This is a genomic window from Cyanobacterium sp. T60_A2020_053 (assembly GCA_015272165.1).
Taxonomy (GTDB): domain Bacteria; phylum Cyanobacteriota; class Cyanobacteriia; order Cyanobacteriales; family Cyanobacteriaceae; genus Cyanobacterium.
The window spans coordinates 1-15134 of the sequence record JACYMF010000063.1 but is presented as its reverse complement, the minus strand read 5'-3'; the positions used below and the strand labels follow the sequence as shown (position 1 = coordinate 15134).

At 35.0% G+C, this 15134-nt stretch carries 17 protein-coding genes and 1 pseudogene; 7 read left to right on the top strand and 11 right to left on the bottom strand.

The window, feature by feature from the left end; all coding sequences use genetic code 11:
* Positions 1-166: 166 nt before the first annotated feature.
* Both IGQ45_09420 and IGQ45_09415 read right to left on the bottom strand, forming a co-directional pair.
* Complete coding sequence (locus IGQ45_09420; GenBank protein ID MBF2057425.1) at positions 167-733, bottom strand: Uma2 family endonuclease; 567 nt, start codon at positions 731-733, stop codon at positions 167-169.
* Positions 734-775: 42 nt separating this feature from the next.
* Complete coding sequence (locus tag IGQ45_09415; GenBank protein ID MBF2057424.1) at positions 776-5098, bottom strand: methyltransferase domain-containing protein; 4323 nt, start codon at positions 5096-5098, stop codon at positions 776-778.
* A 91-nt stretch (positions 5099-5189) separates the two neighbouring features.
* Here IGQ45_09415 and IGQ45_09410 point away from each other — a divergent pair, with 91 nt between their 5' ends.
* Complete coding sequence (locus IGQ45_09410) at positions 5190-5453, top strand: hypothetical protein (GenBank protein MBF2057423.1); 264 nt, start codon at positions 5190-5192, stop codon at positions 5451-5453.
* A 96-nt stretch (positions 5454-5549) separates the two neighbouring features.
* Here IGQ45_09410 and IGQ45_09405 read toward each other — a convergent pair whose 3' ends face one another.
* The gene (locus IGQ45_09405) at positions 5550-6011 is read right to left on the bottom strand and encodes a DUF29 domain-containing protein (GenBank protein ID MBF2057422.1); all 462 of its coding nucleotides are present in this window, start codon (positions 6009-6011) and stop codon (positions 5550-5552) included.
* A 214-nt stretch (positions 6012-6225) separates the two neighbouring features.
* Between IGQ45_09405 and IGQ45_09400 the strand changes: the two genes are divergently transcribed.
* From IGQ45_09400 to IGQ45_09390, 3 genes are all read left to right on the top strand, one after another.
* Positions 6226-6390: a type II toxin-antitoxin system HicB family antitoxin gene (locus tag IGQ45_09400; GenBank protein MBF2057421.1), complete on the top strand. Its 165-nt coding sequence runs from the start codon at positions 6226-6228 to the stop codon at positions 6388-6390.
* A gap of 187 nt (positions 6391-6577) precedes the next feature.
* Complete coding sequence (locus IGQ45_09395; protein ID MBF2057420.1) at positions 6578-6790, top strand: type II toxin-antitoxin system HicA family toxin; 213 nt, start codon at positions 6578-6580, stop codon at positions 6788-6790.
* Positions 6791-6818: 28 nt separating this feature from the next.
* Positions 6819-7256 carry a type II toxin-antitoxin system HicB family antitoxin gene (locus tag IGQ45_09390; GenBank protein MBF2057419.1) on the top strand — a complete coding sequence of 146 codons (438 nt, stop codon included), beginning with the start codon at positions 6819-6821 and terminating at the stop codon, positions 7254-7256.
* 137 nt (positions 7257-7393) lie between these two features.
* Here the strand turns inward: IGQ45_09390 and IGQ45_09385 are convergent, their stop codons facing one another.
* The 4 genes from IGQ45_09385 to IGQ45_09370 are packed head-to-tail and all read right to left on the bottom strand — an operon-like array spanning position 7394 to position 8643.
* Positions 7394-7711, bottom strand: a complete 318-nt coding sequence (locus tag IGQ45_09385) for a type II toxin-antitoxin system PemK/MazF family toxin (GenBank protein ID MBF2057418.1) — start codon at positions 7709-7711, stop codon at positions 7394-7396.
* Positions 7712-7990, bottom strand: coding sequence for an AbrB/MazE/SpoVT family DNA-binding domain-containing protein (locus IGQ45_09380; protein ID MBF2057417.1), 279 nt, complete (start codon positions 7988-7990; stop codon positions 7712-7714).
* Positions 7991-8015: 25 nt separating this feature from the next.
* On the bottom strand, positions 8016-8201 hold the full coding sequence (locus IGQ45_09375; protein MBF2057416.1) for a hypothetical protein: 186 nt from the start codon (positions 8199-8201) through the stop codon (positions 8016-8018).
* A complete protein-coding gene (locus IGQ45_09370; GenBank protein ID MBF2057415.1) occupies positions 8182-8643 on the bottom strand; it encodes a DUF29 domain-containing protein in 462 nt (153 codons plus the stop codon). The genes IGQ45_09375 and IGQ45_09370 overlap by 20 nt, the downstream gene beginning before the upstream one ends.
* Here IGQ45_09370 and IGQ45_09365 point away from each other — a divergent pair.
* Positions 8632-8781 (top strand): hypothetical protein, encoded by a 150-nt coding sequence (locus tag IGQ45_09365; protein ID MBF2057414.1) that lies wholly within the window; start codon positions 8632-8634, stop codon positions 8779-8781. The genes IGQ45_09370 and IGQ45_09365 overlap by 12 nt on opposite strands.
* Here IGQ45_09365 and IGQ45_09360 read toward each other — a convergent pair.
* Positions 8778-9239: a DUF29 domain-containing protein gene (locus IGQ45_09360; protein ID MBF2057413.1), complete on the bottom strand. Its 462-nt coding sequence runs from the start codon at positions 9237-9239 to the stop codon at positions 8778-8780. The genes IGQ45_09365 and IGQ45_09360 overlap by 4 nt on opposite strands.
* Here IGQ45_09360 and IGQ45_09355 point away from each other — a divergent pair.
* Positions 9228-9365 (top strand): hypothetical protein, encoded by a 138-nt coding sequence (locus IGQ45_09355; GenBank protein ID MBF2057412.1) that lies wholly within the window; start codon positions 9228-9230, stop codon positions 9363-9365. The genes IGQ45_09360 and IGQ45_09355 overlap by 12 nt on opposite strands.
* A gap of 516 nt (positions 9366-9881) precedes the next feature.
* Here IGQ45_09355 and fbp read toward each other — a convergent pair.
* Positions 9882-10919 carry a class 1 fructose-bisphosphatase gene (gene fbp, locus IGQ45_09350; protein ID MBF2057411.1) on the bottom strand — a complete coding sequence of 346 codons (1038 nt, stop codon included), beginning with the start codon at positions 10917-10919 and terminating at the stop codon, positions 9882-9884.
* Between the two features lie 235 nt (positions 10920-11154).
* Here fbp and IGQ45_09345 point away from each other — a divergent pair, with 235 nt between their 5' ends.
* On the top strand, positions 11155-11775 hold the full coding sequence (locus tag IGQ45_09345) for a Uma2 family endonuclease (GenBank protein MBF2057410.1): 621 nt from the start codon (positions 11155-11157) through the stop codon (positions 11773-11775).
* 178 nt (positions 11776-11953) lie between these two features.
* On the opposite strand, the gene dnaB is transcribed toward IGQ45_09345, so the two are convergent.
* Both dnaB and IGQ45_09335 read right to left on the bottom strand, forming a co-directional pair.
* Positions 11954-14788, bottom strand: a complete 2835-nt coding sequence (gene dnaB / locus IGQ45_09340; protein MBF2057409.1) for a replicative DNA helicase — start codon at positions 14786-14788, stop codon at positions 11954-11956.
* A gap of 238 nt (positions 14789-15026) precedes the next feature.
* A pseudogene (locus IGQ45_09335) lies at positions 15027-15134 on the bottom strand (transposase).

Sequence of the window (15134 nt, the reverse complement as noted above, 5' to 3'; positions counted from 1 at the left end):
ACCGTAGGGCATACGGGAACATACGCTTGGGGAGATTTGCCCTCTTGGGCGATTGCCTATGGGCTGTCGTCTAACGGCGAGTCGGTGAACCAAGAATCCCCCACTATAACCCGTAGGGTTTAGTGGTGGGAGTGTCAAATTAGTATTTACAAAGAATTATCAATGATCAAAGATTCAACCACTCAAAGATTTCTTTAACTGATAAATGCCAATCATTTATTATTTCTAATACTGTCAAATTATCCTTTCCTGATTTGATTTGAGGAAATTGATTTGGTTGAAAGATCATGACTGACTCATCTTGAGGAGCAATTAACCATCCTAGTTTAGCGCCCTCCTCTATGGTAAAAATAATTTTTTTGATGACTTGATTAGCTGGTTGTTCTGGAGATAAGATTTCAATAATCCAATCAGGATAGGTGTTAATACGATTGGCTATTTTTCCTTTTTCATCTCTAGGGATACGATGCCACTCAAAAACCGCAATATCTGGTACTAAAGAGCGATCTCCAAAGGTACAACGCAATTCTGTTAAAGCTAAAGCTATTTTTTGTTTTCTAGCAACTTGATTAATGGTTTCAGCTAAATAAGTCTGAATCATACTGTGTTGACCTTGTGGCATCGGTTTAGTTGTAATATCACCGTTAAAATATTCTTGGGCAGGTTTGGTTTCGGGCAAAGCGAGAAAATCATTTAACGTTAATTTTTGTTTTCTTTGGGTAATTGCGATCATGGGAGTTTTTGATAAACTTTAATAAGTTAACTTAATTGTACTCTACGGCTTAATTCCCTCCATAAATAATGAGTCACTTTTTCTTACTTTTCCATCAGCTAAAACATCTAAATGATAGTTATTAAAACCATTAATTCTTGATTCATTGGCTTGACAAACTTTCACATCGACAAAGCCGACTTTTTCTAATAAAACTTTGAGAGAATATCTGTCATACATCCATTGATGCACTTCTCCCCCTTGGCGAAATTGTCCGATTTGGGTGGGGTTTAATTCTGCTAAGGATTTACTGGGGAAGTTTCTACCTTGAAAGGCATTGATTAACATTTCTCCTTCTACGCCAAAGCGCCCGACAATAAATTCTGGGTTAGGTAAGGGGTTTTGAGCAAGATAGCGTTTCATGTCACCGCCAGACTCGTTGCGCACGACTTGATCATACATTTCTAGCATTAACCAATTATAGTTATGAGCGTCCGCTTCTGAGCCGTTTAAGGCGTTTTCGAGGGATTGCAGGTAAAGCCTTGCAATTTGTTCTAAATCGGGGATAACTACTCGGATAATGCCGTTAGGTTGCAAGACTCGATGGCATTCTGTGAGGAATGGTAAGGCTTCGTTTTTGGGTAAATGTTCCAATAAATGGGAATGATAGACTACTTCAAAGCTATTGTCATCAAAGGGAATACCTTTGAGTAAGTTATGGGGGATAACGGTTTCTCCTGTGCGGTTAAAGTCCATATTTGTCCAGTCGGGGTGAAAACATCTTCCGCAACCGAGGTTAAGCCATTTTAGTTTACTGGTAGGTTGTTGAGGGGATAAAGTTGGGGTGAAGGGCGCTGTTTCTGTTACAGGTTTTATTTGTGCAGGAGTTAATTTTTTAAGATAGCCATTAGTAGCCCATGTTAAGTTATAACCAAAAAAGTCACAGTAGTTGTCATCAATATCATATTCACTATTGTGATCTACTAAAAAAGTTTTTAAGGCTTTGTGTGGTCCACTGCTATAGGTTGCATCTTTGACAATATCGGAAATAATCCCATCTTCAATAACAATATATTCATCTTTATCAAGATAAGGATGGAAAAAGTCCAAAACTGCTTTACTGGTTTGATAAGAATGATCAGCATCTTCAATAACTAGCAATGGGCGTGGTAATTGTTTGAGAAACTCAGGGCTAAATGTTTCTTGTAAATTTTGACCATCTCCCTCTAAAAAAGTTACTCTGGGATGAGAATATTTAGTTACTTTGACAATATCCACAGAATAAATATGACCATCAATTTTAAAGTTATCAAATAAATCACCATACCATAAAGCACTGCCCCCACTTTTTGAGCCAATTTCGATAATTGTACGGGGTTTTAAATGCCAAATTAAAACAGGATAGATTGCAAAATCAAAAGGATTTTTTTGAGTAGGTACACCTGAATAAGAATAGTTATGTAAACTATTTTGAATAGACATCATTAAATCATGGGGTAATGATGTATTCCATGCCCTTTTTTCGTTCGGTATTTTTTCTTTTTTGGGTTTAATTAATGCTTGACGTAAAGAAGCAACTTTCTGCTGTGCTTCTGTATGATTGGGATTGAATTTCAATTCTAATTCGGCGGCCTCTAAGGCTTCTTCATATCTCGCCACTGCACTATTAAAAACTGATCTAAAATAATGTAATCCAGGTACAAAAACTCCTAAAGATGATGCTTTTTCACCCATTCTTAACGCTTTTATTCTTTCCCCTTGATTAAAATAATTTAAGGCTTGATTAATTAATTGTTGAACTTCTTTTTCCGAGTCTTGACTAATTTGATTTAATAATTGTCTTGCTTTAACATGATGAGGATTTTTTGATAATAGTTGATTAAGAGAATTTTTTGCTTCATAGATATACTCTAATCTGATTTCTGCTAATGCTTTTATATATAAATAATTTAATGAGTTACTGGGGTTCGAGTTGATAAGATTGATAACTTCTTGATTTTTATTATTGTTGATTAATTCGATTAAGTTTTCCATAGATATTTGATTATTTTTGCTTACTGGCAAATTTTGTTTTTCTACTTTGCTAAATAAAGTTTTCTCGGTAAAATCATCCGCATCTGTATTTCTGATTATGTAAGGAGGATGACTGAGAGGAAAAGATAATGACTCAAGTGGCATATTTGCTAAAGGACTATTTTGTGAGGTAGTATGAGTGCCAGAACCAAAACCAATATTAGAAATTAAATTCACATTAGGTAAAATGGTTAAGCCGTTATTTGCCCACATTGTGAATAACCAAATATAATCCCAAGTATTAAAACCATCATAGACTGATTGAAATATTTTTGACCAATAAGCTACAGCTTGATCATTTCCTAAAACGTCTTTTAACCAGTTATTATCTCTTAACTCCTGCCATAGTTCCATCGAATCATCATTTTTTTGCCACGCCCTGCGCCAACTAGCCCAGCCCCAAATATGACCATAACGGGAGAAATAATAACTATATTCGCTTCTTTTGCGTCCAAATTGGAAGTTATCACCAGAAATCATCATGATTCTTTCATCATCTCGATATTTCTCTAGTAATTCCTGACAGTAACGGAAAAAAGTGGGATGAGGTAAACAATCATCTTCTAAAATTATGGCTTCTTCTACTTGCTCAAATACCCAATCTAAACCGCTACTAACTCGTTTGCGACAACCTAAGTTAACATCAGAATAATTAACTAATACTTCACAATCCCAGTCAACTTGATCAATTATTGCCCTTGTTTGTTGGCATAATTCGGTTTCCCCTTCCTTGTGGTGGCGTGCGCCGTCGGCGATTACTAATAGTTTAGGTGGTTTAGCTTCACGGATAGCATTAAATACTTTTTGGGTGGTATCAGGGCGATTAAATATGATAAAGGCGACGGGAGTGGTTAATTGCCAGTTATCTTCATACTCATAATTATTAACATTTGCAGGTTTTGGGCTAGTTATCTGCATACAAGATTTACCTAAATCAGATTTTTTGTCACTAGGTAAGGATTTTGTTTCTAATATTTCTGTGGACTTAAAGAATATTGAAGTACAGTTCTTATAAGTATAGCTAGGAATTAAACCATAAAAGTCAATTCTTTTATAACCTTGAGATGATAATAATTTTAATGATGAATCGTAACGATGATCGTCTGTATTGTCAAAGATTAATAACCCATTATTTTTGAGTTTATTCACACTATTTTCTAAACAGCTATTTCTATTAATTCCATCAACAATAATTACATCAAAATATTGATCGGGATATTGATTAATAAAATCTGCATATTTTTTCTCATTAATTTCTAAATTTAATTGAACATTATCGGGCATTTGTTGCTTAATTTGGTCATACCAACCCTGATCACTCTCAATGGAAATAACTTGTTTTGCTTTATTTGCCCACCATAAAGTAGAGTTTCCGCCACCAAATTCAAATACTATAGAGTCAGACTTTATTTTATCTTCTAAAAACTCAATAGCTGGATAAGTGTACCTTTTCTTTTTATCTTTTTCTAAGTATAGAAGTATTCCATTATTTGTAAACTTTTTGTTTTTAGGGTACATTGAACACAATTTTTCATATAGATTAGAATCAATTTTTGCATTAAAGGTTAGTTCTAATTTATTAATCTTAAATAAACTTTGTTTTATTATTTGCAAGTAATCTTCAGTAAAATATCTATTAATATGATTCGATTGATAAACATGATAGACAATTTGATCTGCAGTGGCTTTGTCCATCTTTTTATACAAATATTCTGCCATTTCTCCACGACTCATTAACAAATGTCCCCAAGGAGAAATAGGGGAATTACCGAAATTATATTCATTGCCTCTTTGATCTTTAATTTTTGGTAAGTGATGCCCATCATGGGCTGACCAAATAGGAGAAAACATTGAAAACAAATTACCACCATCTTTTAAAGCATAAAACATTTTATCTAATGCAAGAGGTAATTTATGGATATGCTCAAAAGTAGCAATAGAAAAAATTAAATCGTATTGATTATAAAAACTTTCTGGTAAATCTTCAATATTTTCTAAATATAAATTATATTTTTCTTGTTGCTTATTTTTATATTTAAAGTTTTCAATATCTTTTATTTCTTTAATAATTGTTCCCTGATGAGTTAAACCCCCTGTTTCTCGCAGTGATTTTTCATAGTCAGGGGTTTCTATACCCGTCCAAGACTTAACCCCAAGATAGTCAAAAACAAAATCAGGAGGTAAACTCCCACCAACTTCTAAAACGTTTTTTCCTTCAAAGCCTATTAAATCTTGGCATACTTTAGCGTAACTGACGTGATAACTAAGATTAAATTTTAGTTGACATTCTTTTATTTGTTCTTGGTTTAACATTCTTCTTTTATTCGATGTCTATAACTATATTTTAAGTTAACTTATTTGTTTGTATCTGCCATCAAGTTTTTAATTAAGTTTTGTAAAAAATGTGGTGGTGGTGGGCGCTGGTTGTGGTGAAGGGCGCACGGTTGTGGTGAAGGGCGCTGGGTTGTGGTGGAGGGCGCTGGGGTATGGTGGAGGGCGCTGGTATGGTGGAGGGCGCTGGTATGGTGGAGGGCTCTGGGTTGTGGTGGAGGGCTCTGGGTTGTGGTGGAGGGCGCTGGGTGTGGTGGAGGGCGCACGGTTGTGGTGGAGGGCGCACGGTTGTGATGGAGGGCGCTGGTTGGTGTGGAGGGCGCTGGATTTCAAGTAAAAAGTAAAAGGTTTTGTGATGGAATGGAGGATGCACGGTTTGGGGTAAAGGGTTCTTATTTTCGTTGGGTTTCGTGCCTCAACCCAACCTACGTTTTTAAGGAAGCCAGTTTTCATCTAAAATTTGTTCGAGGGGCGCTATGGGCTTTTCGGGGAAGGTACAGATCGGTAATCCAGAATCATCAGATAATAATTCCCTAGCATCTTGATAAGATTCATTGAATATTTGGATAAGATAATTTTTTAAACTAGGACTAGCTTTTAATTCACGCTTAATCTGTTTACGAAAATTACGAATTTCTTTACGCCAATGATTTTGATTGTAATTTTTTTCAGATTCCCAATAGCCTAATTTTAAGAGATGTTCGATCAATCTCATTAATAAACTTTCCATTTTTCTTTTATCACTTCGGCTCAACCCCAATACCTCCTCAATCAAATTCTCCCAATCTAGGGAATCTAAATCTCTTTTTTCTAGTTTCTCAATAGTTTCTAGTACCCAGAGATTATAGTCAGTATCGTATAAACTTTTCTCTTGCTTAATTAATTGCTGTACCATATTTTATCTCTCTATCTATTTTCATCAATGAAACTATTATAGTTTTTATGGTGCTGGGTTGTGGTGGAGGGCGCACGGTTGTGGTGGAGGGCGCACGGTTGTGATGGAGGGCGCTGGGTATAAAATAGAATGGGGAGTTATCTTCTTCTACTAAAGAATAAATGTTTTACAATAAAAGTTGAATTTGTCTTTTAAACAGAAATAGTATATAAGTATGAAATTTCAAGTAATATTTACATTTGATTCGGAATACAATGGGTATATTGCTGAAGTACCGAGATTATCTGGTTGTGTTAGCCAAGGAAAAACTATGGATGAAGCTATCGCAAATATAAAAGATGCAATTCAAGGGTACTTGTATGTACGGCAAAAATATTAAATTGACGAATTAAACAATGTCATTTGTTGGGGAAGTTGTGGTTTAAATGGGAATTTAAGCTAATATTTCAGTTGAGAAGTTTTTGGCAAATAAATAATAGGTTTAAATGTGGGGTGGGGCGCACTTGTTTGGGGCGGAGAGAAAATTATAGCTTATGTAACCATTATTCCCATAGAAGATAACAACTATGACAGGAAATGAATTTGTAAAAAAACTCAAGAAATTAGCAAAGGAGCGTGGCTTAGAATGTAAGACCGATCAGAAAAGAGGTAAAGGTAGTCATGTCACTTTATACTTTGGGTCTAAATTTACAATACTTCGTAACCCAAAGGATGAATTAAAAAAGGGAACTCTAAACGCAATGTTAAATCAATTAGGATTAAGTCAAAATGATTTATAAAGTTATATATGAGGGAGATGTTTAAATTATGGAGCGTTTTAATTTTCCTGTTAATTTTACCCCAGAAGAAGAAGGCGGTTTTGTGATTACTTTTCCTGATTTTCCAGAAGCCATAAGTCAAGGGGAAACTGTTACAGAGTGTTTAATGGAAGCAAAAGATTGCTTAGATGAGGCATTAGCTTTAAGAATTGATGAAAAATTAGAAATACCTTTACCATCTAATGATAGGGATTTTAAATATAAAGTTTCGCCATCGTTAGAGATGATTTTTAAGGTTTTAATGTATTTATCTATCAAAGAATCTAATCTTAGCGTTCAAGAGTTGGCGGATCAATTAAACTTAGATAAAACTTCTCTGGACAATCTTATTAATCCTCGTCAAAATATCCAGTTATCTCTATTTGAAAGAATATTTCATTTTTTAGGAAAAGATATTTCTATTCACCTAATTTCTAGCCACAATTAACATCCATTATCAAATCATTCATCAAGCAGTAGAATATTTTGCTAGGGTGAGGAGTGCTATGATTCGGGTGGAGGGAGCACGGTTGTGATGAAGGGCGCACGGTTGTGGAATGAAGTAACTGCGATCAAGATATATGATTAAAGTGCAAACATTTCAGCTAAAGTTAACAATACTTGCTCTTGATAAAGGATATCAAGAATCCCTACTTTTTTATTCAAACGGATTTTATCTACTGTTCTAATCTGATCTAATACTATTTGACCTTTTTTATTTTGAAATACACAGTTAACTCGGGTCGGATAAGATTTTTTTGCACTTGTCATCGGTGCAACAATGACTGTTTTTATATAGTCATTCATTTCATCTGGGGAAATAATGACACAAGGACGATTTTTGTTGATCTCACTTCCTAAAGTAGGATTGAGTTGAACTAAGTAGATGTCAAATCTTTTCATTTACCATTCCCATTCTTCTTCGTCCCAAGTCGATGTAATTTCTTGATTTATGTCTAATAACTGATCATCATCATTTTCAGACATTTCTTGAAAGGCTTTATCCCAATTTAGGCGATTTTTCAGAATAGGAGTAATAATAATTTTGCCATTTTCACTAGAAATATAAATTTCATTTTGTATATTAGAATTTTCTAATAATTTTTTTGGTAACCTAACACCTTGAGAATTTCCTATTTTAATTATGTGTGACCGTACAGTTTTACTTTGTGATTTTAGCATTGTTCACTATTTATTTATCAAGTAGCTACATTGTAATTATTTTGGTGTTTTTTTTCAAGAGATTTAAGATGATGTTGTGGTGAAGGGCGCTGGTTGGTGTGGAGGGCGCTTTTTTGTTGGGTTTCGTTACCTCAACCCAACCTACGAAGTTTATAAAAGTGAGGGAGTAGGAAAGCGCCCTCCGCCGTAGATTAAGGAAGCCAGTTTTCATCTAAAATTTGTTCGAGGGGCGCTATCGGACTTTCAGGGAAAGTGTTAAGGGGAAGTAGGGACTTGTCACTGACAATTTCTCTACTATCTTGATAAGATTCTTCAAATATCTCTTGTAAATAAGGTTTAAGACTAGGACTAGCTTTTAATTCTTTTTTTATTTGTTTACGAAAGTTACGGATTTCCCCTTCCCAATGTCCTCGATTTCTTTCTCTTTCTGATTCCCAATAACCTAATTTTAAAAGATGTTCGATCAATCTCATTAATAAATTTTCTAGTTTTCTTTTATCACTTCTACTCAAACCCAATACCTCCTCAATTAAATTCTCCCAGTCAAGGGAATCTAAATCTCTTTTTTCTAGTTTTTCAATAGTTTCTAGTACCCAGAGATTATAGTCAGTATCGTATAAATTTTTCTCTTGCTTAATCAATTGCTGTACCATATTTTTATCTCTTTATCTATTTCCATCAATGAAACTATTATAGTTTTTATGGCGCTGGTGTGGTGGAGGGCGCAAGGTTGTGATGGAGGGTTCTTATTTTCGTTGGGTTTCGTGCCTCAACCCAACCTAAGTTTTTAAGGAAGCCAGTTTTCATCTAAGATTTGTTCGAGGGGCGCTATCGGCTTTTCAGGGAAGGTATTAAGAGGAAGTTGAGACCTTTTTGAGACTATTTCACGGCTATCTTGATAGCATTCTTCAAAAAAATCTTTTAGATAAGGTTTTAAACTAGGACTATCCTTTAAAAGACGTTTAATTTGTTTCCGAAAGTTGGCAATTTCCCCTTCCCAATGACCTCTATTTCTTTCTTTTTCTGTTTCCCAATATCCTAGTTTTAAGAGGTGTTCGATTAATCTAGTTAATAAACTTTCTAGTTTTCTTTTATCACTTCTACTCAAACCCAATACCTCCTCAATTAAATTCTCCCAGTCAAGGGAATCTAAATCTCTTTTTTCTAGTTTTTCAATAGTTTCTAGTACCCAGAGATTATAGTCAGTATCGTATAAATTTTTCTCTTGCTTAATCAATTGCTGTACCATATTTTTATCTCTTTATCTATTTCCATCAATGAAACTATTATAGTTTTTATGGCGCTGGGTTGGTGGAGGGCGCAAGGTTGGAGTGAAGGGCGCACGGTTGGAGTGAAGGCATTGGTAAGAAGTTAAATAAATAGCCAAAAAGTCAATAGAAAAGGGACAAAAGTTAATAAATAGCTAAAAGCCTTGTCAATACTATTATTTCAGAGTATTTACTTTCTCTAACGTCTGATGATAAAAAAAATAAACCGAGACCATGCACAAAGAAAACATCATCCTTTGATGGATAATGATGCGACAACTTCTCATTTGTCTGAACTTAAACAAAGATAGCAAAATAGAAGGTATCGTCCACTTCCTGATAAGGAAAAACAAAAGACCCAGTCAAATGTTTTGCTGCGGAAGAAAATAGAGATTTAGGTGTTATCAAAAGGAGAAGAAAACCAAGAATGAAACTGATTATTGCTCCATTTGCCACATCTCCCAAAAATCGAGACAATTTTTTTTATGAAAACCCTTTGACATCTTGCTTTCCATCTTAACTTCTAACCAATGCCCATTATCCTATGATTAATGATACGGATCAAGAAAAAGAAGCGTTAAAGGTGTAAAAGTCATCAGCGCCCTCCACCGCAGAATTTAATTTTACTCTTGATGGTCACTGAGGAAGGATTCCACCAAATCCACATCTTTACGACTACCTAAAATCACTGGAGTGCGCTGGTGTATTGCCGATGGCACTACATCCATTAATCTTTGCTTTCCAGTGGAAGCCTTACCACCAGCCTGTTCCATGATCATGGCGAGGGGCGCTGTTTCATACAACAACCTTAACTTACCTTCTGGGCTATCGGTGGCGCCAGGATACAGAAAAACGCCCCCTTGCATTAAAATGCGGTGAGCATCCCCCACCAAAGCGCCACTATAGCGCCCAGTGTATCCCTCATGACGATGCACATAGCGGATATAATCCCTAATTTCATTTTCCCACTGCCAGAAATTGCCCTCATTAGCACTATATACCGCACCGTGGTCTGGCATTTTAATATTTTCTTGAGAAAGGATAAATTCTCCTAAACTAGGGTCTAAAAAGAAAGAGTGAACTCCTTTACCAATAGTGTAAACTAAGACTGTCGCAGGACCATAAAGAATATAACCCGCCCCAATTTGTTTGGAGCCATCCTGTAATAAATCCGTAGCTTCACCATCCAAATCATCGCCTTCCTGTTGACGGATAGCAAAAATAGAACCCACATTTAAGTTAATATCAACATTAGAAGAACCATCAATGGGGTCAAAAAGGATAGTATAGCGCCCGATAGGACAGTTTTCGGGGATATAATAAGGCTTCTCCATTTCCTCCGACACCAAACGACAAGCTAAACCGCTTCGGTTGAAGACCGAAATAAATACCTCGTTAGCATAAGCATCCATTTTTTTGACGGATTCCCCTTGCACATTGGTTTCTCCCGTCAAACCCAGCGCCCCTGTCATTAATCCGGCACGGGAAAGACGACGAGAAATCAATTTCCCAGCCAAAGCAATGCGACTCATAATGGCGCTCAAATCTTGGGCATCAGCAGAAAAACTTTCTAATTGTTGGAAGACGTGACGAGATAAAGTGGTACAATCACGATCTAAACTATGATCGGGAATAATTAATTCAGGTTGAGTATCGCTCATAATCTTTTTTTTTCGTGCTACCATTTGATATTAGCTCAGTTTTTGGTCAAAAGGGCAAAGGTTAAAAAAGGGCAAAGTTAAAAGAGCAAGGGGCAAAGGTTAATTAGAGTAGAGAAAAAAGTTCATTTTTAGGAATTTTTGGAGTTGAGATTATGCCTAAAGACTTTGTTTGACAACGGTTTTGATTTCTTCAGCAGACCCTAATTATACTAATTTTTTTCAAGCAATTTTTATCATGATACAAGCATTATTAGAAGATAATTATTTAAATTTTGCAGAATTTATCAACTGGTATCCCGAATCAAGTCAATATCGCTATGAATTACACAATGGAACAATAATTCAAATGCCAAAACCAAAGGGAAAACATTCACAAATAGCAGGATTTTTACTAACTGAATTAACCCTTGAAATTAGACGATTAAAATTACCTTATTTTGCACCGAAAGAATGTTTAATTAAAGGTGACGCTTTATCAGGATATGAACCAGACGGAGTTATTTTAGATAAAAACTATATAGAAAATGAGCTATTATGGGAAAAGCAATCTACTTTACTATCAGGAAAAGCCATTAAATTAGTTATTGAAGTAGTTAGCACTAATTGGAGTGATGATTATGCTTTAAAATTAGATGCTTATGAAAATTTGGGCATTAAAGAGTATTGGATCGTTGACTATTTAGGTATAGGTGGACGTAAATTTATTGGCTATCCTAAACAACCAACTTTAACTATTTATACTTTAAAAAATGGTGAATATGAAGTTCAAAAATTTAGAGACAATGAAATAATTAAGTCCATAATTTTTCCTCAATTAAAATTAAATACAGAGCAAATTTTTCAAGGCGATTTATAATATTGTGTTCGTATTATCACTTACAATGAAACTCTGCGCCTTTGCGTCTCTGCGAGAGATTTCATCAAAATCATATAACTAAACTAATTAATTTGGTGGTAAAATTCCTTTTTCTTGCTAAAATTGCTCTTGGTTCAAAGACTAGAATTATTTTAATTTGATTCATGTTAATAATATGTTATTCGCTACGGTGTTTCATATTCAAAAATTGAGTTAACTCAGGACGAAATAACAGTTTAAATTGACCCGTTGGTCCATTACGATGCTTTGCTACAATAATTTCCGCCACTCCTTGATCCACACTATCAGGATGATAATACTCATCACGATACAACATTAAAACTAAATCCGCATCCTGTTCTATACTGCCACTTTCGCGCAAATCCGAGAGCATCGGGCGCTTATTCGTGCGCTGTTCAACTGCACGGCTTAACTGAGATAGAGCAATGACGGGCGCGTTAATTTCCCTCGCTAAACCCTTCAGCGCCCGTGTCATTTTTGATAATTCTTGGACACGATTATCACTACCTCCCTGCATTAATTGCAAATAGTCTAACAAGACTAAACCTAATTGTCCTTTTTTTTCTGCTTGTAATCGGCGCACTTCAGACCGCATTTGCATTACTGTTAAATTAGCAGTATCGTCAATATAAATAGGTAACTCTGATAAAGTACCCATGGCAGTCATTAACGGTTCCATTTCTTGTTCTGTAATACGCCCAGATTTTAAACGATTACTAGCAATTTTTCCCTCAGAAGAAAGTAAACGCATTGCTAATTGCTCTCTGGACATTTCTAAACTAAAAATAGCCACTGCTAAATTAGATTTTTTCGCCACATTAAAACCAATATTGAGAGCAAAACTGGTATTGTGAACGCAAATATCATTAGCGACAAAATTATGAGTTTCAGGAATAGTTAAATCATAAACTTGTTTTTCTCCCATGTATTCAATAGATACTATTTCATCCCAATAAATATCGCTAGTAGCTAATTTTTGTAATGGTAAATTATCTAAAGCAAAAGCTAGTTTAAATAATCTTTCTCTTGATAAATTTCTTTTATTAACATGAATATTTTTATAACCTTTTATTCCTGCTCTTTTTGCTAAACTTGACCAACTTTCTTGCCCTTTTATTTTGGCAATTTCTTCCCATATTTCTAAGGGAATTAAATCACAATTAGTTTGATGTTTTCGGTTAATGAATGCTTGTTTTGCTTTTGAAACGGCATCTTCTTTACCAAAAATACCAATTTCATCAATAAAAGTTTTAATAGAGTTAGAATCGGTAATATTTAATTGCCAAGCCTTTTTATACTTATCTTTGTATTTAATAGATTTTAGTTTTAAATGGGCAATAATACCAAATCTTAGTAATAAATGTTGCACTTGACGAGCTAGATTTTCACTAACACTACAGTATCCTAATTGCACCTGACCACTATTTAAAACTGTTAACCAGCCATCAGTGGCAAAAAGACGATTTAGGAATAAACTTATTAATGATTTTGATAGTTTAAAAATTTGATTAGGGATAAATTTATGATGAGCATTTTTAGTAAATAATTCTAGTTGTTCTAGCCATAAAGTAACGCTATTTTTTGAGTTTTTACTGATTAAGTTAATTGGTAATTGTATTAGCTTAAATGCCTCAATATTAAGAGCATGACATAGTTTATTTAATTGTTCTTGATTTGGTACATAGTTACCTTTTTTCCATGCACAAATAACGGAAGGATTAACATTAATTAGTTGAGCAATTTGATTTGATGATAGGTTTTGATTACCAATTATAGTTGTTAAATTTTGAGCAAATATATCTCTTTGTTGTCGGATAAATTTATCATTTTTACTGACGTAATAAGTAGGAGTGCGAGTATTTTGGGAAGTTTCACATCTTACTTTTACGCCCTCAAAATGATTAACAGATTCGATAAAATCTTCTTGCAATAAAGGATTAGAGTTAGTAAATTGGGGAATACCGCCCGTCAAACAACCATCACCGATAAAATAAGCCAAAAGTTTAACTTGATATTCTGGCATGGTATCGTTACCAAAAACCTCAAGACGACGAGGCACAGCAATTTTATCCCCTTTTTTCAGTTGTAATAATGGTTGCCATCCTTGGATGGTTAAATAAGGATGAGTTAAAGTGGTTTCAATACTGCGCCCTAACTTGGTTTGTACTTTAAAAACGGGTTTAATACCATCATCAATAAAATTACTAGGGTTAGTTAATACAAATTTACTATCTTGATTTAAAGTTAAAATTTGTCCTTGACGATGATGATAAATGTCAGATATGGTGTGAAGACTACCATCATTAAGAAGTATTTGGGCATCATGGCTTAAACATTTACCCATGGATGGGCGCGCGGCAATAATAATTAAATCTGAGCGTTGAAAACCTCCCGTCATGGCATCCAAATCATAAAAATCTGTTTCAATACCGGGAAGCGCCGTTTTTTCTTGAAAGGCTTGAATTTCAGTGAAGGTATCAATTAAAGTATTACCGATGGGGATTAATCCTTCTTGGATGCGCGCTTGAGTGAGACTAAAGATTTTTTGCTCGGATTCGTCTAAAACAATGTCCAGATTTTTAGTGGTATCAAAGGCTAACTCACTAATTTCTTTTGACGTGGCAATAAGTAAGCGTCTGATATATTTTTCGGTGATTAACGGCACATAACGCTCAATATTAGCGGCGGAAACGGTACGATCTAATAAACCAACAATTTTCGCTACTCCCCCCACTTTTTCTAATAAACCTTGATCTTTTAACCATGTGCCGATGGTTGTTAAGTCTAACGGTTGCCCTTGAAAGTATAGATGGCGCGCGCCTTCATAAATGTGTCGATGGGCTTGTACATAAAAGGCGGAGGGCGCTAGTATATCAACAATTTTACCCATAGCATTAGGATCAAATAAAATACTCCCTAAAATGATTTCTTCGGCTTCGATATTTTGCGGTGGTAAAGAAAGGGAGGCTAAATCGGGGGTAAAATCTTCCATTAATCAATAATCTTCAACACTGGTGAGATGATTTTATCATTTAACAAAGGCTTTAAAACCCCTATTCTCAAATTCTTCTGTGAAAGTTAACTTCTATCAAGTTCGGATAATTAGTTATTAAAAGATTGTATCTTCGCTACTTCTCCACCGTGTAATGAATTACACGGCTAATAAATTCACGTTCAATAAATTGAACTAAGATTAGTTTTGACACTCCCACCACTATAACCCGTAGGGTTATAGTGGGGGATTCTTGGTTCACCGACTCGCCGTTAGACGACAGCCCATAGGCAATCGCCCAAGAGGGCAAATCTCCCCAAGCGTATGTTCCCGTATGCCCTACGGT